This window comes from Pantoea sp. Z09, assembly GCF_022394795.1.
GTDB lineage: Bacteria > Pseudomonadota > Gammaproteobacteria > Enterobacterales > Enterobacteriaceae > Pantoea > Pantoea latae.
Window position 1 is genome coordinate 2055783 of the sequence record NZ_CP092373.1, and the last position, 22650, is coordinate 2078432.

General features: G+C 60.5%; 24 protein-coding genes. 13 read left to right on the top strand and 11 right to left on the bottom strand.

Features of this window, described 5'->3' with window-relative positions:
- Window positions 1-112 precede the first annotated feature (112 nt).
- Genes yjfF through ytfQ form a run of 4 tightly spaced genes read right to left on the bottom strand, consistent with a single transcriptional unit; the run spans window position 113 to window position 4630 of the window.
- Entirely contained in the window at window positions 113-1099 is a 987-nt protein-coding gene (gene yjfF / locus MC269_RS09810; protein WP_239952263.1) for a galactofuranose ABC transporter, permease protein YjfF, read from the bottom strand.
- Window positions 1096-2106 carry a galactofuranose ABC transporter, ATP-binding protein YtfT gene (ytfT, locus tag MC269_RS09815; protein WP_239952264.1) on the bottom strand — a complete coding sequence of 337 codons (1011 nt, stop codon included), beginning with the start codon at window positions 2104-2106 and terminating at the stop codon, window positions 1096-1098. The genes yjfF and ytfT overlap by 4 nt, the downstream gene beginning before the upstream one ends.
- Window positions 2099-3619 carry a sugar ABC transporter ATP-binding protein gene (locus MC269_RS09820; RefSeq protein WP_239952265.1) on the bottom strand — a complete coding sequence of 507 codons (1521 nt, stop codon included), beginning with the start codon at window positions 3617-3619 and terminating at the stop codon, window positions 2099-2101. Before MC269_RS09820 ends, ytfT begins: the two co-directional genes overlap by 8 nt.
- Window positions 3620-3673: 54 nt before the next feature.
- Complete coding sequence (gene ytfQ, locus MC269_RS09825) at window positions 3674-4630, bottom strand: galactofuranose ABC transporter, galactofuranose-binding protein YtfQ (protein WP_239952266.1); 957 nt, start codon at window positions 4628-4630, stop codon at window positions 3674-3676.
- A 353-nt stretch (window positions 4631-4983) separates the two neighbouring features.
- Between ytfQ and MC269_RS09830 the strand changes: the two genes are divergently transcribed.
- From MC269_RS09830 to nth, 10 genes are all read left to right on the top strand, one after another.
- The gene (locus MC269_RS09830) at window positions 4984-5952 is read left to right on the top strand and encodes an IS5-like element IS903B family transposase (protein ID WP_000654812.1); all 969 of its coding nucleotides are present in this window, start codon (window positions 4984-4986) and stop codon (window positions 5950-5952) included.
- A gap of 455 nt (window positions 5953-6407) precedes the next feature.
- Window positions 6408-6623 (top strand): transcription modulator YdgT, encoded by a 216-nt coding sequence (gene ydgT, locus MC269_RS09835; RefSeq protein WP_081137414.1) that lies wholly within the window; start codon window positions 6408-6410, stop codon window positions 6621-6623.
- Between the two features lie 91 nt (window positions 6624-6714).
- The gene (locus MC269_RS09840) at window positions 6715-7158 is read left to right on the top strand and encodes a DUF2569 domain-containing protein (RefSeq protein ID WP_081137412.1); all 444 of its coding nucleotides are present in this window, start codon (window positions 6715-6717) and stop codon (window positions 7156-7158) included.
- Between the two features lie 123 nt (window positions 7159-7281).
- Window positions 7282-7863 carry an electron transport complex subunit RsxA gene (gene rsxA, locus MC269_RS09845; RefSeq protein WP_033747388.1) on the top strand — a complete coding sequence of 194 codons (582 nt, stop codon included), beginning with the start codon at window positions 7282-7284 and terminating at the stop codon, window positions 7861-7863.
- Window positions 7863-8441 carry an electron transport complex subunit RsxB gene (gene rsxB / locus MC269_RS09850; protein ID WP_033747391.1) on the top strand — a complete coding sequence of 193 codons (579 nt, stop codon included), beginning with the start codon at window positions 7863-7865 and terminating at the stop codon, window positions 8439-8441. Before rsxA ends, rsxB begins: the two co-directional genes overlap by 1 nt.
- Window positions 8434-10698 (top strand): electron transport complex subunit RsxC, encoded by a 2265-nt coding sequence (gene rsxC / locus MC269_RS09855; protein ID WP_239952267.1) that lies wholly within the window; start codon window positions 8434-8436, stop codon window positions 10696-10698. Before rsxB ends, rsxC begins: the two co-directional genes overlap by 8 nt.
- Window positions 10699-11757, top strand: coding sequence for an electron transport complex subunit RsxD (gene rsxD / locus MC269_RS09860; protein WP_239952268.1), 1059 nt, complete (start codon window positions 10699-10701; stop codon window positions 11755-11757). It begins immediately after the preceding gene.
- A gap of 3 nt (window positions 11758-11760) precedes the next feature.
- Entirely contained in the window at window positions 11761-12393 is a 633-nt protein-coding gene (gene rsxG / locus MC269_RS09865) for an electron transport complex subunit RsxG (RefSeq protein ID WP_239952269.1), read from the top strand.
- Complete coding sequence (locus MC269_RS09870) at window positions 12386-13090, top strand: electron transport complex subunit E (RefSeq protein WP_081137404.1); 705 nt, start codon at window positions 12386-12388, stop codon at window positions 13088-13090. The genes rsxG and MC269_RS09870 overlap by 8 nt, the downstream gene beginning before the upstream one ends.
- Window positions 13087-13722, top strand: coding sequence for an endonuclease III (nth, locus tag MC269_RS09875; RefSeq protein WP_239952270.1), 636 nt, complete (start codon window positions 13087-13089; stop codon window positions 13720-13722). Before MC269_RS09870 ends, nth begins: the two co-directional genes overlap by 4 nt.
- 25 nt (window positions 13723-13747) lie before the next feature.
- Here the strand turns inward: nth and MC269_RS09880 are convergent, their stop codons facing one another.
- Window positions 13748-14446, bottom strand: a complete 699-nt coding sequence (locus MC269_RS09880) for a CTP synthase (RefSeq protein ID WP_239952271.1) — start codon at window positions 14444-14446, stop codon at window positions 13748-13750.
- Between the two features lie 30 nt (window positions 14447-14476).
- Window positions 14477-14683: a hypothetical protein gene (locus tag MC269_RS09885; RefSeq protein WP_239952272.1), complete on the bottom strand. Its 207-nt coding sequence runs from the start codon at window positions 14681-14683 to the stop codon at window positions 14477-14479.
- A gap of 443 nt (window positions 14684-15126) precedes the next feature.
- On the opposite strand from MC269_RS09885, the gene dtpA reads away from it, so the two are divergent.
- A complete protein-coding gene (gene dtpA, locus MC269_RS09890; RefSeq protein ID WP_081137398.1) occupies window positions 15127-16623 on the top strand; it encodes a dipeptide/tripeptide permease DtpA in 1497 nt (498 codons plus the stop codon).
- A gap of 145 nt (window positions 16624-16768) precedes the next feature.
- A complete protein-coding gene (gene gstA / locus MC269_RS09895) occupies window positions 16769-17404 on the top strand; it encodes a glutathione transferase GstA (RefSeq protein ID WP_239952273.1) in 636 nt (211 codons plus the stop codon).
- Between the two features lie 6 nt (window positions 17405-17410).
- On the opposite strand, the gene pdxY is transcribed toward gstA, so the two are convergent.
- From pdxY to anmK, 5 genes are all read right to left on the bottom strand, one after another.
- The gene (pdxY, locus tag MC269_RS09900; RefSeq protein WP_239952274.1) at window positions 17411-18271 is read right to left on the bottom strand and encodes a pyridoxal kinase PdxY; all 861 of its coding nucleotides are present in this window, start codon (window positions 18269-18271) and stop codon (window positions 17411-17413) included.
- Between the two features lie 64 nt (window positions 18272-18335).
- Entirely contained in the window at window positions 18336-19610 is a 1275-nt protein-coding gene (gene tyrS, locus MC269_RS09905) for a tyrosine--tRNA ligase (RefSeq protein ID WP_081137391.1), read from the bottom strand.
- Window positions 19611-19747: 137 nt separating this feature from the next.
- The gene (gene pdxH, locus MC269_RS09910; protein WP_239952275.1) at window positions 19748-20404 is read right to left on the bottom strand and encodes a pyridoxamine 5'-phosphate oxidase; all 657 of its coding nucleotides are present in this window, start codon (window positions 20402-20404) and stop codon (window positions 19748-19750) included.
- A gap of 5 nt (window positions 20405-20409) precedes the next feature.
- Complete coding sequence (locus tag MC269_RS09915) at window positions 20410-20742, bottom strand: MliC family protein (protein ID WP_239952276.1); 333 nt, start codon at window positions 20740-20742, stop codon at window positions 20410-20412.
- Between the two features lie 17 nt (window positions 20743-20759).
- Complete coding sequence (anmK, locus tag MC269_RS09920; protein ID WP_239952277.1) at window positions 20760-21875, bottom strand: anhydro-N-acetylmuramic acid kinase; 1116 nt, start codon at window positions 21873-21875, stop codon at window positions 20760-20762.
- A gap of 282 nt (window positions 21876-22157) precedes the next feature.
- On the opposite strand from anmK, the gene MC269_RS09925 reads away from it, so the two are divergent.
- Window positions 22158-22625 carry a glycine zipper 2TM domain-containing protein gene (locus MC269_RS09925; protein ID WP_081137384.1) on the top strand — a complete coding sequence of 156 codons (468 nt, stop codon included), beginning with the start codon at window positions 22158-22160 and terminating at the stop codon, window positions 22623-22625.
- Window positions 22626-22650: the final 25 nt, after the last annotated feature.

Here is a 22650-nt window from a genome sequence, read left to right on the forward strand (position 1 = left end):
ACCCCCTTTCACGTTGCACATTCTCACCGCTACGCCACCACGCCGCACATTCTCGCAGCCACTCCCCAAACAAAAAGCCGCCCCGCAGGCGGCTTCACTCTCATCCGACCGGTCAGGTCGCTATCCGCTTCACCGGCGCATTCTTCTGCCGATCCCACATCACCGTCAGCAGGCGCTGCAGCGCGATAAAGGCAAACAGCAAAATGCCGATGGCGATCTTGGTCCACCAGGAACTCAGCGTGCCGTCAAAATTAATCCAGGTCTGGATCAGCCCCTGAATCAGCACCCCGAACAGCGTGCCCAGCACGGTGCCGACGCCGCCGGACAACAGCGTGCCGCCGATCACCACCGAGGCGATTGCGTCCAGCTCGACGCCCAGCCCCGCCAGCGCGTAGCCTGCCGAGGTGTAAATCGAGAAAACGATCCCGGCCAGCGTCGCCAGCGTGGTGGAAAGCATATAAATGCGGATAGTAGTGGCGCGGGTAGAGATCCCCATCAGCTGCGCCGAGGTCACGCTGCCGCCAATGGCGTAAACCTGATTACCGAAGCGCGTACGGTGCGCCAGCAGAATCCCGCCCGCCACCACCAGCAGCATCACCAGCGCCAGCAAACTCAGGCGACCGCCGCCCGGCACCTTCCATGCCAGACTGGAAAGCGTGGCGTACAGCGGATGATCGATGGGAATCGAATTCTCCGACACCAGATAGCTACAGCCGCGCAGAAAAAACATCCCCGCCAGCGTAATAATAAACGCCGGGATCTTCAGCGCGTCGATCAGCCAGCCCATCATGGCGCCGAACAGCGCGCCCGCCGCCAGAATAATAGCGAACGCCAGCAGCGGATGAATATGCAAATCGCCGATAGCGCGCGCCAGAAACACGCCGGTAAAGGCGATCACCGCGCCGACCGACAGATCGATGCCGCCAGACAAAATCACAAACGTCATGCCGACGGCGATAATGCCGAGAAAGGCGTTATCGGTGAGAATATTGCAAATCACCCGCGTCGAGGCGAAGCCGGGAAACTGACTCAGACAAAAAAGATAGCCCGCGACAAACACCAGCAGCGTAATCATCAGGGGAAGATGACGTTTAATCATTGGGGACGTCTCCGTTTCAACATCGCCAGAAAGCGCGGCGACTGCAGCAGCAGCACGCACATCACCACCACCGCCTTCACCACCTGATTCAGCTCCGGCGGAAAGCCCGACAGCAAAATGCCGGTATTCATCGCCTGAATAATCAGCGCGCCCACCAGCGACAGCGCCAGATTAAACCGGCCGCCCATCAGCGAAGCGCCGCCGATCACCACGGCGAGGATGGCGTCCAGCTCGAGCCAAAGCCCGGCGTTATTAGCGTCCGCGCCGCGAATATCGGCGGTAACAATCAGCCCGGCCACCGCCGCGCACAGCCCGCTCATCACATAGGTGGACATTACCACCAGCCAGCCGTTGACGCCCGCATTGCGCGCCGCGCGCAGATTAATGCCGACCGCCTCGATAAACAGTCCGAGCGCGGTTTTGCGCGTCAGCAGCCAGACCAGCAGCGCCGCCGCCAGGGTAATCCACACCGGCACCGGCAGCAGCCACAGCGAGCCGCTGCCCAGCCAGGCCAGCGTCGCGCTGTCAAAGGTCACGATCTGCCCCTGGGTAATCAGCTGCGCCACGCCGCGCCCCGCCACCATCAGGATCAGCGTGGCGACAAATGGCTGAATGCGCAGCAGCGCCACCAGCACGCCGTTCCACAGGCCGCACAGCAGCCCCGCGCCCAGCGCGGCAAAAATCACCACCGCCAGACTGTGCCCCGACACGGTTAAGGTCGCGGCGGTGGCACCCGCGATGGCCATCACCGCGCCGACGGACAAATCGATGCCGCCGGTGGCGATCACCAGCGTCATGCCGATCGCCAGCAGCGCCACCGGCGCGGCGCGGTTGAGAATATCGATCGGGCTGCCAAACAGGCGGCCATCCTGCAGATGCACGGCGAAAAAATTATTCGCCACCAGGCTGTCTACCAGCAGCACCAGCGCCAGCGCGGCAATCTGCGGCAGGCCCGGCGGCAGGCGAAATTTACGGCGTTCAGGTTTCGTCATATGGGATTCAAGCATGTTGTGCCCCTCCGTCGGCGATGGCGTTCACGATCGACGCCACCGACAGCTGCTCCAGCGGGATCTCCGCCACCTGCTTCAGGTCGCGCATAATCACCACGCGATCGGCGTAGCCCACCAGCTCCTCCAGCTCAGACGAGATCACCAGCAGCGCCAGACCATCGGCGCACAGGGACTCAATCAGGCGAATAATCTCGGCGTGCGCGCCGACGTCAATGCCGCGCGTCGGCTCGTCGAGGATCAGAAACTGCGGTTTAGTCACCAGCCAGCGCGACAGCAGCACCTTCTGCTGATTGCCGCCGGAGAGCAGCTCCACCGACTGCTCGGCGTGCGGCGTGCGAATGCCGAGGCTTTTGATAAAGCGCTCGGCGATCGCCTGCTGCTCGCGCCGCTTGATCGGCCGCAGCCAGCCGCGCTGCGCCTGCAGCGCGAGGATAATATTCTCGCGCACCGAGGCGGCGCCGATAATGCCGTCGGTCTTGCGATCTTCGGGACAAAAGCCGATGCCGAGGCGCGACGCCTTGGCCGGCGAACGGATGGTCTGGGGTTTGCCCTTGATGGTCGCCGTGCCGCGATCGGGACGACGAATGCCGAACAGCACCTCGGCGGTCTCGGTGCGGCCAGAGCCGAGCAGCCCGGCCAGCCCGACCACTTCCCCTGGTCGCACTTCCATGTCGAACGGCTCGATGGTGCCCTTCTTGCCGTAGTCGCGAAACGACGCCACCGGCTGGTTGCTGCGCAGCGTGCTGCCCTGACGCTGCAGCGCAGTCTCCAGCAGCTCGCGCCCCAGCATCAGCTTGATCAGCTCAAGCTGCGGCAGGGTCGCGGTGTCGCGCGTGGCGATAAACTGGCCGTTGCGCAGCACCGTAATCCGGTCGGTAATGCGGTAGACCTGATCGAGAAAGTGCGTCACGAAGATCAGGCTCATGCCTTTGGCTTTCAGCTGCGCCATCAGGGTAAACAGCATCTCCACTTCGCTGGCGTCCAGGCTGGCGGTCGGCTCGTCGAGGATCAACACCTGCGCTGACAGGTCGACGGCGCGACAGATGGCGATAATCTGCTGCATCGCCACCGAAAAGTGCCCCAGCGGACGGGTCACGTCGAGAACAAAACCGTAATTGCGCATCAGCGCGTCGGCGTCGCGCACCATGCGGCGGCGATCCACCATGCCGAAGCGGCGCGGCTCGCGGCCGATAAACAGGTTGTCGGCCACCGACATGTTCGGCAGCATATTCACTTCCTGATAAACCGTGCCGATACCCATCTTCTGCGCATCGGCGGTGCTGCGCGGCGCAATGGTCTGCCCGTTCAGCGTCAGCGTGCCGGCGTCGCGGCTGTAAACCCCGGTCAACACCTTAATCAGGGTCGACTTGCCCGCGCCATTCTCGCCCAGCAGCGCCATGATCTCGCCTTTGCGCACGCTAAACGACACGTTATCCAGCGCCTTCACGCCGGGAAAGCCCTTACTGACGCCGCTGATGGTGAGCAGCGCATCGTCATTGTGCCTAATCATCTTGTCAGCTCCGCCTCAACAGATAAAAAGCCGCTCCGCAGAGCGGCGCGCGGCTCAGTAACCCATGCCTTTTTTGGTGTCCAGCTGCGCCTGGGCGTCGGCTGGCAGATAGAGGCGGGATTCAGTTTTGGTGATTTTCGGCGGCAGCGTGCCGTCTTTCTTGAATTTCTCCAGCGCGTCGAAAGCCGGACCGGCCATATTTGGCGTCAGCTCGACGTTGGCGTTGGCTTCGCCCGCCAGCATCGCCTTATAGATATCGGGCACGCCGTCGATCGAGCCGGTGAGAATATCTTTGCCCGGCTTCAGGCCCGCCTCTTTAATCGCCTGGATGGCGCCAATAGCCATATCGTCGTTGTGCGCGTAGACCATGCAGATGTTCTTGCCGTTGTTCTCCGCTTTGATAAAGCTCTCCATCACCTCTTTGCCCTTGCTGCGGGTAAAGTCGCCCGACTGCGAGCGCACCAGTTTGATATTGGAGTGGCCGGCGATCGCCTCGGCAAAGCCTTTCTTACGGTCGATGGCCACGCTGGCGCCGACGGTGCCCTGCAGCTCGACGACGTTGCACGGCTTGTCGCCAACGGTTTTCACCAGCCAGTCGCCGATCAGCTTGCCTTCCAGTACGTTGTCGGCGGTGACCACCGTCATATAGAGCGATTTGTCTTTTACCACGATGGCGCGATCCAGCAGGAAGACCGGGATTTTGGCATCTTTAGCTTCTTCCAGCACCGGCTCCCAGCCGGTCTGCACCACCGGCGCGATGAAGATGGCGTCCACACCCTGAGCGATAAACGAGCGCACCGCCTTGATCTGGTTCTCCTGCTTCTGCTGACCGTCTGCGATTTTCAGCGTGATGCCGCGCTTCGCCGCTTCACTTTTCGCCACGTTGGTTTCCGCTGAACGCCAGCCGGATTCGGAGCCGACCTGAGAGAAGCCGACCGTCAGGTCAGCCGCCGAGACCTGCGCGGATAATGCGGCGCTGACCAGGCCGGTCAAAAGTAAACGTTTCCACATAGTTTGCATTCCTCTGAAGGGCTTTTGCGAGTAAGGGTAAAGAGCCCGTTTAGCCTGGCGTAAAACAGGCTAAATAAGGGCGACGCGCCTCACAAAACAGTGCAAATTAAAGGGGTTACGTGCAGGTAACACGAAGTTTCGCCTGACGGCGCATGGACAAATTAACTGTGTTTTCTGAAAATGCCGGTTAAATAAATGTAATAAACAGAATCGTTTATGAAAATGAGTTCTGAAAGCGATTACAACAATACGTAAACTTTGGTCATTACTCTTCTCCCCAGACGAAATAACAAATTTGTGATTATCCGCACAGTCGCGCGGGGCTTTGTTGAATAAATCGAACTTTTGCTGAGTTGAAGGATCAGATCACGTATCTTCCCGACAACGCAGACCGTTCCGTGGCAAAGCAAAAGTTCAAAATCACCAACTGGCCCACCTACAATAAAGCCCTCATCAACCGTGGCTCCATAACTTTCTGGCTGGATGATGAAGCTATTCAGGCCTGGTATGAGTCAGCAACACCTTCTTCACGAGGCAGACCTCAGCGCTATTCTGACCTTGCCATCACGACTGTGCTGGTCATTAAACGCGTATTCAGGCTGACCCTGCGCGCTGCGCAGGGCTTTATTGATTCCATTTTTTCTCTGATGAACGTTCCGCTACGCTGCCCGGATTACAGCTGTGTCAGCAGGCGGGCAAAGTCGGTTAATGTCAGTTTCAAAACGCCCACCCGGGGTGAAATCGCACACCTGGTAATTGATTCCACCGGGCTGAAGGTCTTCGGTGAAGGCGAGTGGAAAGTCAAAAAGCATGGCCAGGAACGCCGCCGTATCTGGCGTAAGCTGCATCTCGCCGTTGACAGTAAAACACATGAAATCATCTGCGCTGACCTGTCGCTGAACAACGTTACGGACTCAGAGGCCTTCCCCGGGTTAATCCGGCAAACCCACCGGAAAATCAGGTCAGCCGCCGCCGATGGCGCTTACGATACCCGGCTATGTCACGATGAACTGCGGCGTAAGAAAATCAGCGCGCTTATCCCTCCCCGAAAAGGTGCGGGTTACTGGCCCGGTGAATATGCAGACCGTAACCGTGCAGTGGCTAATCAGCGAATGACCGGGAGTAATGCGCGGTGGAAATGGACAACAGATTACAACCGTCGCTCGATAGCGGAAACGGCGATGTACCGGGTAAAACAGCTGTTCGGGGGTTCACTGACACTGCGTGACTACGATGGTCAGGTTGCAGAGGCTATGGCCCTGGTACGAGCGCTGAACAAAATGACGAAAGCAGGTATGCCTGAAAGCGTGCGTATTGCCTGAAAACACAACCCGCTACGGGGGAGACTTACCCGAAATCTGATTTATTCAACAAAGCCGTCGCGCGGCTAAATGGTCGTAAGCAGAGCGGCTTATGCAGAAAAAAATAAATCCGCACTCAACTCAGTAAGGGAATTCTTTATGTGTTTTGCGCCAGCCAGGCGGCTAAGCGTAATAAATAGCAGTTTATAGCCCTAAGCGAGGCGACTTTTGGCCGCTATTAGCGTCATTAATATTGCCGCTGCGTTAACAGAGAAAGAGCGGCGAGTCGGGTCTGCCGCCGCGGCTGGCGGCGTTATTCCGCATTGAGCAGGCGGCCGCGCCTGATAAAAAGTGGCGTTTTTGACTTATTGATTAGCGCGCATAAATCATTTATGCCTTTTTTAGCATAAGGCGCTGGACAGCAGACGGCGGCTCCCTATACTGGGCGCTTCTCTGTTCTCTCTATTATGGCAATCATGACCGCGCAAGATTACCTGCTCAAATTCCGCAAAGTGAATAATCTGGAAAGTCTGGAAAAACTCTACGATCATCTCAACTACTCGCTTACCGATGATAAAGAGATTATCAATATGTACCGCGCGGCGGATCATCGACGCGCCGAGCTGGCATCGGGCGGACGCCTTTACGATTTGGGCCGCGTGCCGAAAACGGTATGGCACTACGTCGTTTGAGCCGCCAGGTTTGGGTCTGGACTGCGCGCAGGCAGGCCCGCCCGGAACGTGATATTCTCCCCGCTTTTCTCGCCGCAACAGGATCGTCTCAATGAATGAATCGGTAACCGCGCCGCGTCTTGGGGGCTGGCTGCTTCTCCCGCTCGCCTGGCTGATTATGATGATGCTCACCAGCGCCATGGTGCTGGCGATGTACCTCAGCCCGCTGTTTAATCCGGTATGGCGCGTCACGCTGTTTTCGCACGACGGCATGCTGGTCACTAACTGGGCGGTTTCGCTGCTCACCGCGCTGGCGGTCTGGCTCTACAGCCTGTGGGTCTGCTGGATTTTTTGTAAGCGTTCGCGTCGCCTGCCGCGTCACTACATTATCTGGCTGCTGGTGACCCTGCTGCTGGCGCTGAAAACCTTCGCCTTTACGCCGGTCTCCGACGGCAAGGCCGCGCAGACGCTGCTGCTGGCGCTGCTCGCCGCGGCGGTTTTCGTGCCCTATTTCAAACGTTCTCAGCGGGTCAAAAGCACCTTTATTCAGCCGTAACGCCGCGAGTTTAGTCAGGAATTTAATTCTGAGTGCGATAGCGTCCGCTGCGCCTCGCACAGTGGTTGAGATAGCGTCACAGATCACAGATAATAGGCCGCTTTCCGAATCAATGGCGAAAAAATGACCGATTATCTCTTGCTGTTTGTAGGCACTGTGCTGGTGAATAACTTCGTGCTGGTGAAGTTTCTCGGCCTTTGTCCCTTTATGGGCGTCTCCAAAAAACTGGAAACGGCGATTGGCATGGGTCTCGCTACCACTTTCGTGATCACCCTGGCGTCAATCTGCGCCTGGCTGGTGAACCACCTGATTCTGGTGCCGCTCGACCTCGTCTACCTGCGCACCATGGCCTATATCCTGGTGATCGCGGTGGTGGTGCAGTTCACCGAGATGGTGGTGCGTAAAACCAGCCCGTCGCTCTACCGCCTGCTGGGCATCTTTCTGCCGCTGATCACCACCAACTGCGCGGTGCTCGGCGTGCCGCTGTTGAGCGTCAACCTTAACCACACCTTTTTACAGGCGGCTCTTTACGGGTTCAGCGCCTCGCTCGGCTTTTCGCTGGTGATGGTGCTGTTTGCCGGCATGCGCGAGCGTCTGGTGCTGGCTAACGTGCCCGCGCCCTTTAAAGGCTCCTCTATCGCGCTGGTGACCGCCGGCCTGATGGCGCTGGCGTTTATGGGCTTTACCGGTCTGGTGAAATTCTGATGAGCGCGATCTGGATTGCCATTATCGTTCTGAGCGCGCTGAGCCTGGTGTTCGGCGCCCTGCTGGGCTACGCCTCGCGCCGCTTTGAAGTGGAAGAAGATCCCATCGTTGAGCAGATCGACGAGCTGCTGCCGCAGAGCCAGTGCGGCCAGTGCGGCTATCCCGGCTGCCGTCCCTATGCGGACGCGGTGGGCAACAACGGCGAGGCGATCAACAAATGCGCGCCGGGCGGCGAGCAGACCATGCTTAAGCTGGCGGCGCTGCTCAACGTCGATCCTCAGCCGATTGACGGCGACGAGACGGCAAAAGAGCCGGTGCGCACCGTGGCCTGGATCGATGAAGCCAACTGCATCGGCTGTACCAAATGCATTCAGGCCTGTCCGGTCGACGCCATCGTCGGCGCGACGCGCGCCATGCACACCGTACTCAGCGATGTCTGCACCGGCTGCGATCTCTGCGTCGCGCCCTGTCCTACCGACTGCATCGAGATGCGTCCCGTGGCGACCACGACCGCTAACTGGAAGTGGGATCTTGAAACCATTCCTGTACGGGTGATCCCGGTAGAAAGTCATGCTTAATCTGTTGAATATCTTTCGTAAAGAGAAACTGTGGGATTTCGAAGGCGGCATTCATCCGCCGGAAATGAAAACCCAGTCGAACGGCACGCCGCTGAGCCAGCTGCCGCTGCCGGACCGTTTTATTATTCCCCTCAAGCAGCATATCGGCCACGAAGGCGAGATCTGCGTGGCGCCGGGCGATCGCGTGCTGCGCGGCCAGCCGCTGACGTTCGGCAACGGCCGCATGCTGCCGGTTCATGCGCCCACCTCCGGCACCGTCGACGCCATTGCGCAGCATATGACCGCGCACCCTTCCGGGCTGTCGGAACTCTGCATTTTTATGTCGCCGGACGGCGAGGATCGCTGGACGACCCTTGAGCCGCTGGCGGACTATCGCCAGCGCGCACGCGCCGATATCGTGCAGCGCATTCACGACGCGGGCGTCGCCGGCCTCGGCGGCGCGGGCTTCCCGACCGGCACCAAGCTGCGCGGCGGGCTGCGCGGCGTAAAAACGCTGATTATCAACGCCGCCGAATGCGAGCCCTATATCACCGCCGACGACCGTCTGATGCAGGACTGTGCCGCCGAAGTGCTGGAAGGCAGCCGCATTCTCGCCTGGGTGTTGCAGGCTGAGCGCGTGTTGATCGGCATTGAAGACAACAAGCCGGAGGCGATTGCCGCGCTGAAACAGGCGCTGGGCGGCGAGCGCGATCTGCAGATCCGCGTCATTCCGACCAAGTATCCCTCCGGCGGCGCGAAGCAGCTGACCAAAATTCTCACCGGGCTGGAAGTGCCGCACGGCGGCCGCTCCACCGATATCGGCGTACTGATGCAGAACGTTGGCACCGCCTGGGCGGTGAAGCGCGCGGTGATCGACGGCGAGCCGCTGACCGAACGCGTGGTGACGCTGACCGGCGAGGCGATAGCGCAGCCGCGCAACGTCTGGAGCCGCATCGGCACGCCCATTAGCCATCTGCTGCATCAGGTCGGCTTTACTCCCGCGCCGCGCCAGATGGTGATTATGGGCGGTCCGCTGATGGGCTTTACCCTGCCGTCGCTGGATGTGCCGGTGGTGAAGATCACCAACTGTATTCTGGCGCCCTCCGCCAGCGAGATGGGCAACAACGACGAGGAGCAGTCCTGTATTCGCTGCTCAGCCTGCGCTGACGCCTGTCCAGCTAAGCTGCTGCCGCAGCAGCTCTACTGGTACAGCCAGGGCGGCGATCACGATAAAGCGCGCGCCCACCATATCGACGACTGCATTGAGTGCGGCGCCTGTGCCTATGTCTGCCCGAGCAATATCCCGCTGGTGCAGTATTACCGCCAGGAGAAGGCGGAGCTGCGCGCCATTGACCTTGAGGCGAAGCGCACCGCAGAGGCGAAGGCGCGCTTCGAGGCGCGCCAGGCGCGTCTGGAACGCGAGAAGCTGGCGCGCGAAGCGAAACATGAGCAGGCGAAGCAGCGCGTGGCGCGCAGCGACGAAGGCGAGCTGGCGGCCGCGCGCGAACGCGTGATGGCGAAGCGTCAGGCCGCGGGCGAAGTCGATCCGGCGGTGGAAGAGGCGCAGCGTCAGGCGCGCCATGCGCAGGCGCATCTGCGTCAGGCTGAAGCGCAGGCGGAAACCCAGCCGGTGACCCGTCAGACGGCCGATCCGCGTAAAGCGGCGGTCGAGGCCGCTATCGCCCGTGCGAAGGCGAAGAAGGTCGCGCAGCCAGAGGCTGCTGAACCAGCAGAGGACCCGCGCAAGGCGGCGGTAGAAGCCGCTATTGCCCGCGCCAAAGCGAAAAAAGCCGCGCAGGCCGAGGCGCCGCAGCCGGACGCCGCAGCCGAAGCAGAGGACCCGCGCAAGGCGGCGGTGGAAGCGGCTATTGCCCGCGCCAAAGCGAAGAAAGCCGCGCAGGCCGAGGCGCCGCAGCTGGACGCTGCAGCCGAGCCGGTGGATCCGCGCAAGGCAGCGGTAGAAGCGGCTATTGCCCGCGCCAAAGCGAAGAAAGCCGAAGCGGCGCAGGCCGCCGCTGGCACCCTGACCGAAGAGGTATTGCCGGTTGAGGATGTACCGCCGGTGGATCCGCGTAAGGCGGCGGTGGAAGCCGCTATCGCGCGTGCGAAGGCGAAAAAAGCCGCCGCCGCGCAGCAGTCAGAAAAGGACGTCGTCACCCCCGACGTTGAAAACAGTGATGCGCATCCGTCGCAAGACGCGCGCAAGGCAGCCGTCGCTGCCGCTATCGCCCGGGCCAAAGCGCGTAAAGCGCAGACGCCGTCGACGTTTGAGGAATAAATGGCTTTTCGTATCGCAAGTTCTCCCTATACCCACAACCGCCGCAGCACCGGCAATATCATGCTGCTGGTGGCGCTGGCGGCCGTGCCCGGCTTTGCCGCGCAATGCTATTTCTTTGGCTACGGCAGCCTGTTTCAGCTGCTGCTGGCGGTCCTGACCGCCTGGCTGGCGGAAGCGGCCATTCTGCGCCTGCGCAAGGCGCCGATCGTCCCCAGCCTCGCGGATAACTCCGCGCTGCTCACCGCCGTGCTGATCGGCATCAGCCTGCCGCCGCTCGCGCCCTGGTGGCTGGTGGTGATCGGCACCCTGTTCGCTATCGTCATTGCCAAGCAGCTCTACGGCGGACTGGGCCAGAACCCCTTCAACCCGGCAATGGTCGGCTATGTGGTGCTGCTGATCTCCTTCCCGGTGCAGATGACCAGCTGGCTGCCGCCCGACGCGCTGCAGGCGGTGAAACCCGGCCTGCTCGACTCGCTGAGCATGATTTTCACCGGCCATACGCTGGCGGGCGATACCATGCAGCAGTTGCAGCTCGGCGTCGACGGCGTCAGCCAGGCGACGCCGCTGGATACCTTCAAAACCGGCCTGCGCGCCGGCCACAGCGCGGAGCAGCTGCTGGCGCAGCCGATCTACACTGGCGTACTGGCCGGTCTCGGCTGGCAGTGGATTAACGTCGGCTATCTGGCGGGCGGCCTGTTCCTGCTGTGGAAGAACGGTATTCGCTGGCATATTCCCGCCGCGATGCTGCTGTCGCTGGCCTTCTGCGCCACGCTGGGCTGGCTGATTTCGCCCGAGACCCTGAACACGCCGCTGATCCACCTCTTTTCCGGCGCCACCATGCTCGGCGCGTTTTTTATCGCCACCGATCCGGTGACCGCCTCCACCACCAACCGCGGGCGTCTGATTTACGGCGCGCTGATCGGTCTGCTGGTGTGGCTGATCCGCAGTTTCGGCGGCTATCCGGACGGCGTCGCCTTTGCCGTGCTGCTGGCGAATATCTGCGTGCCGCTGATCGATTACTACACGCAGCCGCGCGTTTACGGCCATCGCAAGGAGTGATCGATGCTTGAGACTATCCGTAAAAACGCTGTCACCCTGGCGCTGTTCGCCGTCTTCACCACCGGTTTGACGGCGGTGGTGAACTACGTGACCAAACCGACCATCGCGCATCAGACGGCGCTCAACCAGAAAAACCTGCTGGATCAGGTGGTGCCGGTGGATCTGTACGATAATCAGATCCAGCGCGAATGTTACCTTGTCACCGACGCCGCGCTGGGCAACGCCGCGCCGCATCATCTCTATCTGGCGCGCAAAGGCGATGCCCCGGTCGCCGCCGCGCTTGAGACCACCGCGCCGGATGGCTATTCTGGTGCCATCCAGATGCTGGTCGGCGCTGATTTTCATGGCAAGGTGCTGGGTGTGCGCGTCATCGAACATCACGAAACGCCCGGACTCGGTGACAAAATCGAGCTGCGCATCTCTGACTGGATCAATAGCTTCAACGGCAAAGTGGTGCACGGCGCCGACGATAAAGCCTTTGCGGTGAAGAAAGACGGCGGCGAATTCGACCAGTTTACCGGCGCCACCATTACCCCGCGCGCCGTGGTCAACGCCACCAAACGAACCGCGCTTCTGATTGAATCTTTGAGCGGCAGGCTCTCGTCGCTGCCTGAATGTGGAGACGCAAATGAGTGAAGCTAAGAATTTACTGGTTGGCGGCCTGTGGAAAAACAACTCGGCGCTGGTGCAGCTGCTGGGGCTCTGTCCGCTGCTGGCGGTCACCTCGACGGCCACCAACGCGCTGGGCCTGGGGCTGGCGACCACACTGGTGCTGACCATCACCAACAGCGCCATTTCCGCCTCGCGCCGCTGGGTGCCGTCGGAAATTCGCATTCCGATCTACGTGATGATCATCGCCTCGGTGGTGAGCTGCGTGCAGATGCTGATCAACGCTTACGCCTACGGTCTCTATCAGTCGCTCGGCATCTTTATTCCGCTAATCGTCACCAACTGCATCGTGGTGGGCCGCGCCGAAGCGGTCGCCTCGAAGAGCAGCATTCCCCTTGCCGCGCTGGATGGCTTTGCTATCGGCATGGGCGCCACCTGCGCCATGGTGACGCTTGGCTCGATCCGCGAGCTGATTGGCAGCGGCACGCTGTTTAACGGTGCGGATCAGCTGCTCGGTCCGTGGGCGAAGGCGCTGCGCATCGAGGTGGTGCATTTCGACTCGCCGATGCTGCTGGCGATGCTGCCGCCGGGCGCCTTTATCGGACTCGGCATGCTGCTGGCGGCGAAGTACCTTATCGATCAGAAGATGAAACAGCGCGCCGCGCGCCGCGACGCTGAAGCTGCAGCGGCCGAACCGCACGCGCCTGCCGGGAAAGCGGTGTGAATCAGAGCAAACGCGTAGAAATTCTTAGCCGGCTGCGGGCCAGTAACCCGCATCCCACCACCGAGCTTAACTTCTCCTCGCCGTTTGAACTGCTGATCGCCGTGTTGCTGTCGGCGCAGGCTACCGACGTTAGCGTCAATAAAGCCACGGCGAAGCTCTATCCGGTGGCGAATACCCCCGCCGCGATGCTGGCGCTGGGCGTCGATGGGGTCAAGGAACATATCAAAACCATCGGCCTGTTCAACAGCAAAGCGGAAAACGTGATCAAGACCTGTCGCATCCTGCTGGAGCAGCACGGCGGCGAGGTGCCGGAAGATCGCGCCGCGCTGGAGGCGCTGCCTGGCGTCGGCCGCAAAACCGCTAACGTGGTGCTGAATACCGCTTTCGGCTGGCCGACCATCGCGGTCGACACCCATATTTTCCGCGTCAGCAACCGCACCCGCTTTGCGCCGGGGAAAAACGTCGAGGAAGTTGAGGCGAAGCTGCTGAAGGTGGTGCCAAAAGAGTTTAAGGTCGACTGCCATCACTGGCTGATCCTGCATGGCCGCTACACCTGCGTGGCGCGCAAGCCGCGCTGCGGCGCCTGCCTGATCGAAGATCTGTGCGAGTTTCCCGACAAGACCGAGATTTAACGGGCGTCGCGACGCCCGTTACGCGTCAGCCGCGCGCCAGCGCCGCCTGCAGCCAGGCGATAACCAGCGGCGACGCTTTATCCTGCAGCGCCGCCCGCTCCGACTGAAATAGCGTGGCGACAAAGAAAGGGTGATCGATCAGCTCAATGCCGCGCACGTCTCCCGCGGCGTCCCATGAGGTAATGCGCAGATTCTCCCCCTCCAGCGCCTCGCTAAAGGCGGGATTGACGCCAAAATTACAGTGGTAGCCCTCATCACTCGACTGCGCGCCATAGGCCTCGGCGATGCGCGATCCCGGCGCGAACCTCACCTCGCCCCGCTGCTCTACCAGCGAACAGCTCAGGGGCGCAATTACCATACGGCCGCCTTCGTCGGTTTCGGCGTGATTCGCATCCTGCCAGCCCAGCGCGTTGCGCGCATATTCAATTACTGCATACTGAAAGCCGCCGCAGGATCCAAGAAACGGATGGCGCTGCTCGCGCGCCCAGCGAATAATTTCAAACACGGCGTCATCGTTTTTATAGGGGCTGCCCGGCACCACCCAGAGGGCGTCGCTGCTGCGCGCGGCGTCGACCACGCCTGCCTCGTCGGTTGCCAGCCAGTTGAAAGAGACAGATGCGCCGAGGTGCTGGGCGGCGCGCTCGATAGCAGGAGGAATAGCCTGATGCGCAACGGCGCTGGCGCGATAATCGCCCACCAGCGCCAGGTTTAAAGAAGCTGCCATGATTACGTCCTGTAAGGGGAAATTTCGAGGTTACCGGATCGTTAATTTGTTGTCGAGACGGTAAAAATCGCAATCTTTATCTGACAACGTTGCCGCGTTCAGGCGCCGAAAACGCCGCAGCCTGGCCAGCGAAGCGATCTGTTTTTTTCCCCTTCCGTTTTGCCTTATCGCCGCTTTTTTCCCGCCTTTTACGCCTGCGCAAACGCTTTCTTCTTTTACTTCATGAATTAATTGCAAATTTTGTGCGAGAGATCAAGTTTTACCGCACCACACCCCTTTCCGGAAGACAATCTGTTTGATCCTTATGCAAACTGGCTAATAAACGCCATAAATGCCGAACAAAAAGCTGATTAATTATCAATCATTGACACCATAATCTGTCGATTACTGCAAAAGCAGCTTATCTGGTTTATATCGCCCCTTGATCGTGAAAAACAAACGTTTGTTCTGATATAATCTTCCTCACTGATATTTAAATCCGATTCCCAGTCGCGGTTAAGTTTTTAAACCTTACCTCGCCAGGGGTTTTCAGCATTCAAAAAATTCTTGCCCTGATGCGCTTAATCAGCCACATTAGGCGCCGCTTTTCCCTACTAATAACAATGTCGCGCATGGAATCCTGACATGACGCGGACTTATTTCCTGTCGTAAAACAGGGTACGAGAAAAACTGAGGTACACGTGTCAACTGCAAACAAACACACTGATGAGGCGGTCAGCCTCAATGCGTTCAAACAGCCGAAGGCGTTCTACCTGATCTTCTCAATTGAGTTGTGGGAACGTTTCGGCTTTTACGGCCTGCAGGCCATCATGGCTGTTTACCTGGTTAAGCAGCTCGGCATGTCGGAAGCGGCGTCTATTACCCTTTTTGCTTCATTCAGCGCGCTGGTCTACGGCCTGGTGGCGATTGGTGGCTGGCTGGGCGATAAGGTGCTGGGCACCAAACGCGTCATCGTTTTGGGCGTGATCGTGCTGGCGCTCGGTTATGCGCTGGTCGCCTTCTCCGGGCATGACGTCGGCATGGTCTATGTCGGCATGGCGACCATCGCGGTCGGCAGCGGCCTGTTTAAAGCCAACCCCTCTTCGCTGCTGTCTACCTGCTACGAAAAAGACGATCCGCGCCTCGACGGCGCCTTCACCATGTTCTACATGTCCATCAACGTCGGTTCGCTCTTCTCGATGATGCTGACCCCGTGGCTGGCGGCGAAATATGGCTGGAGCGTTGCTTTTTCACTGTCGGTCGTCGGCCTGGTGATCACCCTGCTCAATTTCCTGTTCTGTAAAGGCCTGGTGAAAAACTACGGCTCAAAGCCGGACTTCGCCCCGCTCAACGTCAGCAAGCTGCTGATGACGCTGGTTGGCGTGGTGGTGCTGGTCGCTATCGCCACCTGGCTGCTGCATAACCAGACCATCGCGCGCATTACGCTGGGCGTGGTGGCGCTGGGCATTATCCTGATCTTCGCCAAAGAGGCCTTCTCGCTGCACGGCGCGGCGCGTCGCAAAATGATCGTGGCCTTTCTGCTGATGGTAGAGGCGATCGTCTTCTTCGTGCTCTATATGCAGATGCCGACCTCGCTTAACTTCTTCGCCATTCGCAACGTTGAGCACACCATTCTGGGCATCACCTTCGAGCCGGAGCAGTTCCAGGCGCTTAACCCGTTCTGGATCATGTTGGCCAGCCCGCTGCTGGCGGCGGTCTACAACAAGCTGGGCGATAAGCTGCCGATGCCGTTTAAGTTTGCTATCGGCATGGTGCTCTGCTCCGCCGCCTTCCTGGTGCTGCCGCTCGGCGCGAAGTTCGCTTCTGATGCGGGTATCGTCTCGGTGAACTGGCTGATCCTGAGCTATGCGCTGCAGAGCATCGGCGAGCTGATGATCTCCGGCCTGGGCCTGGCGATGGTGGCGCAGCTGGTGCCGCAGCGTCTGATGGGCTTTATCATGGGCTCCTGGTTCCTGACCACCGCTGGCGCGGCGATGATCGCCGGTAAAGTGGCTGGCCTGATGGCGGTGCCGGAAAACGTCACCGATCCGCTGGCGTCGCTGAACGTCTACAGCAGCGTCTTCCAGCAGATTGGCATCGTCACCGGCGTGATCGCCGTGCTGATGCTGCTGACCGCGCCGCTGCTGAACCGCATGGCGCAGTCGCCGCAGGCGGAGCTGAAAAAAGCGCAGGCCTGATGCTTCACGCCTCCTGCTGCCGGGCCATGCGCCCGGCTTTTTTTTCTCTTTTTCCGGGCCAGCGGCGGCGCTTGATCGCGGTCACTGGCAAATCGGCGGCAACGCATTAAGCTGCAATGATCCTGTCGAAACCCGGAGGTCCGTGATGAAACTGTTCTGTAAGGCGGGAGCCTGCTCGCTTTCGCCGCATATCGTGCTGCGCGAGTGCGGGCTCGACTTCACCCAGGTAAGCGTCGATCTGGTGAAGAAAGTCACCGAATGCAGCGAAGATTACTGGCAAATCAATCCCAAAGGCCAGGTGCCGGCGCTGGAGCTGGATGACGGCACCCTGCTGACCGAAGGGGTAGCGATCGTACAGTATCTGGCGGACCTGAAGCCCGATCGCCAGCTGCTGGCGCCGGTTGGCAGCCTGACGCGCTACCATACGCTGGAGTGGCTCAGCTTTATCAGCAGCGAGCTGCATAAAACCTTTACGCCGCTGTTTAAACCCGACACGCCCGACAGCTATAAGCCGCTGCTGCGCGCCCGGCTGGAGCAGCAGTTTCGCTTCGTCGACAAGGCGCTGCAGGATAAGCAGTGGCTGATGGGGCTGCGCTTTAGCGTGGCGGACGCTTATCTTTATGTGATGGTGCGCTGGGCGCACGCGCTGAAGCTGGAGCTGGCGGATCTGACAGCGCTGGAGGCCTGGTTTCAGCGGACGTCGCAGCGGCCTGCGGTGCAGGCGGCGCTCAAGGCGGAAGGTCTGGCTCAGGAAACAGGGCCGACGCGCGGTCGGCCCTGACAGAGATTACAGTCGTTCAGCGGCAAAGTGCTGGGTCGGCTGCGCGATGGCGTCCTGAGCGGCCACCAGCTGCAGCTCATACTCGCCCATGGCGTGCATGGTCAGCATCACCTCATAGACCGCGGCGGTAACGTGCTCCAGCGCGCTGCGCAGATCCTTGCCGTGCAGCAGGTTGACCAGCAGCAGGCCGCTGGTGAGATCGCCGACGCCGACCGGCTGACGCACGCCGAAATCGACCAGCGGCCTGCTGATGTGCCAGGCTTCTTGCGCCGTGACCAGCAGCATCTCGAAGCGATCGCTGCGGCGTCCGGCGCGCGCCAGGTGTTTCACCAGCACCACGCGCGGCCCCTGCGCAATCAGCGCACGCGCCGCGGCAATCGCCTCTTCCACGCTGGCAACGCTGCGCTCGCTGAGCATCTCCAGCTCCAGCAGGTTGGGCGCGATAATATCGCTGGCGGGCATGGCGTATTTGCAGTGGTACTCCGCCACGCCAGGCGCCACGATGCAGCCTTTTTCAGGATGTCCCATCACCGGATCGCAAAAGAACCAGGCGTCGGGATTGGCGGCCTTCACCATGCGCACGATCTCGAGGATCTGCTCGCCCTGCTCGGCGGAGCCGAGATAGCCGCTCAGCACCGCGTCGCAGGTTTTCAGCCGGTCAATATCGCTGATGCCCTTAACGATATCGGTCAGATGCGTGGCGGGCATCACGGTGCCGGTCCAGTGGCCATACTGCGTGTGGTTGGAGAACTGTACGGTGTTCAGCGGCCAGACGTTGGCCCCCATGCGCCGCATCGGAAATTCGGCGGCGGCGTTGCCGGCGTGTCCGAAGACGACGTGCGACTGAATTGCGAGAATATTTTTCATTATGCTGTTGCTGTCTTGCCCTTGCCTGCCATAAAAAAAGGGCCGGAAACCGGCCCTGAAGCGCTTACTGCCAGACGATCAGGCAGTAGTGTTTTTTGCCGCGACGCAGCAGCGTGTAGCGACCAAACAGCTTGTCGCTGTCGCTGAAGCGATACTCCGCGTCCGACTGCTTCTCGCCGTTCAGGGTGACGGCGTTGGAGCCAATCATGGTGCGCGCCTGGCCGCGTGACGGCACCAGTTCGGCCTTGACCAGCGCCTGCTGCAGATCGTCTTCCGCGCCGAGCTGCACGGTCGGCATACCGTCCTGCGCCAGCTGTTCGAAGTCCGCTTCGGTCATCTCGCTCAGCGCGCCGGAGAAGAGGCTGTCGGTGATACGTTTCGCCGCCGCCAGGCCCGCCTCGCCATGCACCAGGCGCGTGACGTTCTCGGCCAGCACGTACTGCGCGCGCGGCGCCTTGCCGCTGTTTTTGTCCTCTTCTTCCAGCGCGTTGATCTCGTCAAGGCTAAGGAAGGTGAAGAACTTCAGGAAGCGGTAGACGTCGGCGTCCGCGGTGTTGATCCAGAACTGGTAGAACTTATAGGGGCTGGTTTTCTTCGCATCGAGCCACACCGCACCGCCTTCGGTTTTACCAAACTTGGTACCGTCTGATTTGGTGATCAGCGGCACCGTCAGGCCGAAGACCTGGTTCTGATAGAGACGACGCGTCAGATCGATGCCGGAGGTGATATTGCCCCACTGATCGGATCCACCAATCTGCAGCGCTACGCCGTGACGCTTGTTCAGCTCGGCGAAGTCGTAGCCCTGCAGCAGGTTGTAGGAGAACTCGGTAAAGGAGATCCCCTGGTCGTCGCGGTTCAGGCGCTGTTTCACCGCTTCTTTGTTGATCATCTGATTCACAGAGAAGTGCTTGCCGATATCGCGCAGGAAGGTCAGCACGTTCATGCCGCCGAACCAGTCGTAGTTGTTGGCGGCGATAGCACTGTTGTCGCCGCAGTCGAAATCGAGGAACGGCGCCACCTGACGGCGGATCTTCTCAACCCATTCGCCGACGGTTTCGCTGGTATTGAGTTTACGTTCTGCTGCTTTAAAGCTGGGATCGCCAATCAGACCGGTGGCACCACCCACCAGCGCGACCGGCTTGTGTCCGGCATCCTGAAAACGTTTCAGGCAGAGCAGCGGCACCAGATGGCCCAAATGCAAGCTGTCAGCGGTCGGATCGAAGCCGCAATAGAGGGCGATCGGCCCTTGCGCCAGTCGCTCTGCTAACGCTTCCTCGTCCGTTACCTGGGCGATTAAGCCCCGTTCCTGCAATTGTTGTATCAGGTTACTGCTGGTCATCACTGACTCCAAATTGATCAGACTGCACCTATGCTGGTACACAGCTTTCCGCTGAGTGCGGAAGAAAAAAATGAGGGCTATAGCATAAAGCGCTGGCGACTTCCTTGCCAGCGCTGAGAGCGGAGAAAAACGCTGTTTTACGGGGCTAAGCGGTCGATTTTCCAGCCGTTGTCGCTGCGCTGGTAGAGGAAACGGTCATGCAGGCGATGCTCGCCGCCCTGCCAGAACTCCATGGTATGAAATTTAACCCGGTATCCGCCCCAGAAGCTCGGCAGCGGCACCTCGCCCTGCTGAAATTTTTGCTTCAGCTCGAGGAATTTTCCCTCCAGCACGCCGCGCGCCGAGATGCGGCTCGACTGACGCGACACCCAGGCGCCGATCTGACTGTCGCGTGGACGGCTGTGGAAATATTTCAGCACCTCCAGCGGCGAGAGTTTTTCCACTTCACCCAGCACCATCACCTGACGCTCGAGGAAGTGCCAGGGAAAATGCAGCGAAATGCGCGGATTGTTCGCCAGCTGCTGCGCCTTGCGGCTGCCGAGGTTGGTGTAGAACACCAGGCCGCTGTCGTCATAGTGCTTCAGCAGCACGATGCGCTGGTAAGGCTGGCCCTGCTCATCCACCGTCGCCACGGTCATGGCGGTGGGATCGGGCAGCTGCGCGTCGCACGCCTGGCGTAGCCAGGTTTCGAACAGCGCCAGCGGCTGCTCAGGCAGATCCTTACGGCGCAGCCCGCCGCGCGTATACTCGCGGCGCAGGCTGGCGATATCTTGCAGTGTGAAATTCGTGCTCATACGGGTTACTCAAAATGAGCAGTCTGGCTGGCAGGCTGCAGTTCACAGTCATTCACGACGACTTTGTCGTCACGCTCGATAAAGGCGGTGTCGCCTTTGCTCCAGAATACATATTTTCCGTCGCTGTAGCGCGCGCCTGAGGCGGAGATCGCCCGCTTCAGCGTCAGCGGCTGGCCATCCATAATAAAGCTCACCTGCTCGCTGGCATTGTCGAGCGTAACCGTCAGCGGCAGCGTGCCGCAGCGATAGTGCAGCGTCTGCGGCGCCTCGGGCTGCTTGTTCATCAGTCCGCATCCCGCCAGCAGCAGCGCGGCGGCCAAGGTTAACCCCTGTTTCATCGTTATTTTCCTTACTGTCAGTAGAACGGATTCGCCGGGTAGATGGCGCCGAGCACGCTCTTTGCGCGCGCGCCGGTGACGGCGGGCAGATTGCCCGGCAGGCCAGAAAGCGTGCGGCAGGCCAGCCAGGCGAACGCCAGCGCCTCCATGTCGTCGCCGCGGATGCCCGCGCTGTCGGTGGCGGCGACTTCGGTGCCGGGCAGCAGCGCGGCCAGACGCGCCATCAGCAGCGGATTACGCCCGCCGCCGCCGCATACCAGCAGCCGATCGCAGCCGTCATTCAGCTGCACCTGCTGCGCGATAGTCACGGCGCTCAGCTCGGTCAGCGTCGCCTGCACATCCTGCGGCGCCAGGCCGGGGAAGGTTTGCAGCTGGCGCTCGACCCAGCCCAGATTGAAATGCTCGCGCCCGGTGCTTTTCGGCGGCGGCAGCGCGAACCAGGGGTCGCCCAGCATCTGCTCCAGCAGCGCGGGCGCCACCTTGCCGCTGCGCGCCCAAGCGCCGTCCTGATCGAAAGGCTTGCCCTGATGGCGCCAGATCCAGGCGTCGATCAGCATATTGCCGGGTCCGGTATCGAAGCCGCGCACCGGCTGGCCAGGCAGCAGCAGCGAGAGATTGGCGATGCCGCCGATGTTGAGCACCATGCGGCGCTCGACCGCGTCCATCAGCAGCGCCTGGTGAAAGGCGGGCACCAGCGGCGCGCCCTGTCCGCCCAGCGCCATATCGCGGCGGCGAAAATCGCCCACCACGGTAATGCCGGTCGCCGCCACCAGCTGGTTGTTGTCGCCGATTTGCAGCGTATTAGGCGCGTCGCTCTGCGGCTCATGCCAGACGGTCTGTCCATGACAGCCGATGGCGACGATATCGCTCGGCTCCAGCGCCTCGCGCCGCATCAGCGTATTGACCGCCTCGGCGAAAAGCTGGCCGAGCCGGGTATCGAGCTGGCCGAGCTGCGAGAGCGTCAGCGTCTGCCCCTGGCAGATCGCCAGGATCTGCTGACGCAGTTCGCCCGGCATCGGATGGCAGTAGCTGGCCTGCTGCGCCACCATATTGTCATCGATGGCGGCCAGCACCACGTCGATGCCATCGAGGCTGGTGCCCGACATCACGCCGATATAACGTCCTGATTTCATTCCTGCTCCTTACTCCCTGGCGGAAGTGCGATTCAACTGCGATCAGTCTGGCAAATTCCCGCGTCCGATTCGACGTTTACCTGAGGTTTTCTCACAACTTTGTGCGACAAACGGCGTTGCGCCCGCTTTTTTTGCGCTGCGGTTGAATTATTGTTAAGCGCCGATAGTCTATGCTTGGCTCTACCCTGTTTTACTCAGACTAAGATTAATTTGCTTTGTGTCTTATACTGTTTGCAGGATTTCGCGATACACATGGCGCATTGCTTAAGAAAGGAGTTACAGATGATCAAGCGTTTCGTTGCGGTCGCACTGGCTGGCATTACGCTGGCTGGCTGCTCAAATACCAGCACGCTCTCCGGCGATACCTACAGTGCCAGTGAGGCCAAACAGGTTCAGAGCGTCTCTTATGGCACGCTGGTGTCGGTCCGTCCGGTGAAAATTCAGGGCGGCGATGATAACAACGTGATCGGCGCTATCGGCGGCGCGGTGCTGGGCGGTTTCCTCGGCAACACCATCGGCGGCGGCACCGGACGCAGCCTGGCCACCGCAGGCGGCGCGATTGCCGGCGGCCTGGCGGGCCAGGGCGTGCAGGGCGCGATCAATAAAGCTGACGGCGTGGAGCTGGAAATCCGTAAGGATGACGGCAATACCATCATGGTGGTGCAGAAGCAGGCGGCCAGCCGCTACTCGGTCGGTCAGCGCGTGGCGTTGGCGTCCAACGGCAGCCAGATTACCGTATCTCCGCGCTAACTCTGTGAGCAAAAAAAAACCGACG

What these genes read in the sequence shown, in the direction of transcription:
- MC269_RS09880 (WP_239952271.1), bottom strand. Translation starts at nt 14,446, where the DNA reads ATGGCAGCTTCTTTAAACCTGGCGCTGGTGGGCGATTATCGCGCCAGC.
- rsxB (WP_033747391.1), top strand. Translation starts at nt 7,863, where the DNA reads ATGAGCGCGATCTGGATTGCCATTATCGTTCTGAGCGCGCTGAGCCTG.
- pdxH (WP_239952275.1), bottom strand. Translation starts at nt 20,404, where the DNA reads ATGAGCACGAATTTCACACTGCAAGATATCGCCAGCCTGCGCCGCGAG.
- MC269_RS09925 (WP_081137384.1), top strand. Translation starts at nt 22,158, where the DNA reads ATGATCAAGCGTTTCGTTGCGGTCGCACTGGCTGGCATTACGCTGGCT.
- MC269_RS09915 (WP_239952276.1), bottom strand. Translation starts at nt 20,742, where the DNA reads ATGAAACAGGGGTTAACCTTGGCCGCCGCGCTGCTGCTGGCGGGATGC.
- MC269_RS09840 (WP_081137412.1), top strand. Translation starts at nt 6,715, where the DNA reads ATGAATGAATCGGTAACCGCGCCGCGTCTTGGGGGCTGGCTGCTTCTC.
- rsxA (WP_033747388.1), top strand. Translation starts at nt 7,282, where the DNA reads ATGACCGATTATCTCTTGCTGTTTGTAGGCACTGTGCTGGTGAATAAC.
- rsxD (WP_239952268.1), top strand. Translation starts at nt 10,699, where the DNA reads ATGGCTTTTCGTATCGCAAGTTCTCCCTATACCCACAACCGCCGCAGC.
- pdxY (WP_239952274.1), bottom strand. Translation starts at nt 18,271, where the DNA reads ATGAAAAATATTCTCGCAATTCAGTCGCACGTCGTCTTCGGACACGCC.
- MC269_RS09820 (WP_239952265.1), bottom strand. Translation starts at nt 3,619, where the DNA reads ATGATTAGGCACAATGACGATGCGCTGCTCACCATCAGCGGCGTCAGT.
- MC269_RS09870 (WP_081137404.1), top strand. Translation starts at nt 12,386, where the DNA reads ATGAGTGAAGCTAAGAATTTACTGGTTGGCGGCCTGTGGAAAAACAAC.
- rsxG (WP_239952269.1), top strand. Translation starts at nt 11,761, where the DNA reads ATGCTTGAGACTATCCGTAAAAACGCTGTCACCCTGGCGCTGTTCGCC.
- ytfQ (WP_239952266.1), bottom strand. Translation starts at nt 4,630, where the DNA reads ATGTGGAAACGTTTACTTTTGACCGGCCTGGTCAGCGCCGCATTATCC.
- tyrS (WP_081137391.1), bottom strand. Translation starts at nt 19,610, where the DNA reads ATGACCAGCAGTAACCTGATACAACAATTGCAGGAACGGGGCTTAATC.
- anmK (WP_239952277.1), bottom strand. Translation starts at nt 21,875, where the DNA reads ATGAAATCAGGACGTTATATCGGCGTGATGTCGGGCACCAGCCTCGAT.
- yjfF (WP_239952263.1), bottom strand. Translation starts at nt 1,099, where the DNA reads ATGATTAAACGTCATCTTCCCCTGATGATTACGCTGCTGGTGTTTGTC.
- rsxC (WP_239952267.1), top strand. Translation starts at nt 8,434, where the DNA reads ATGCTTAATCTGTTGAATATCTTTCGTAAAGAGAAACTGTGGGATTTC.
- ytfT (WP_239952264.1), bottom strand. Translation starts at nt 2,106, where the DNA reads ATGCTTGAATCCCATATGACGAAACCTGAACGCCGTAAATTTCGCCTG.
- gstA (WP_239952273.1), top strand. Translation starts at nt 16,769, where the DNA reads ATGAAACTGTTCTGTAAGGCGGGAGCCTGCTCGCTTTCGCCGCATATC.
- ydgT (WP_081137414.1), top strand. Translation starts at nt 6,408, where the DNA reads ATGACCGCGCAAGATTACCTGCTCAAATTCCGCAAAGTGAATAATCTG.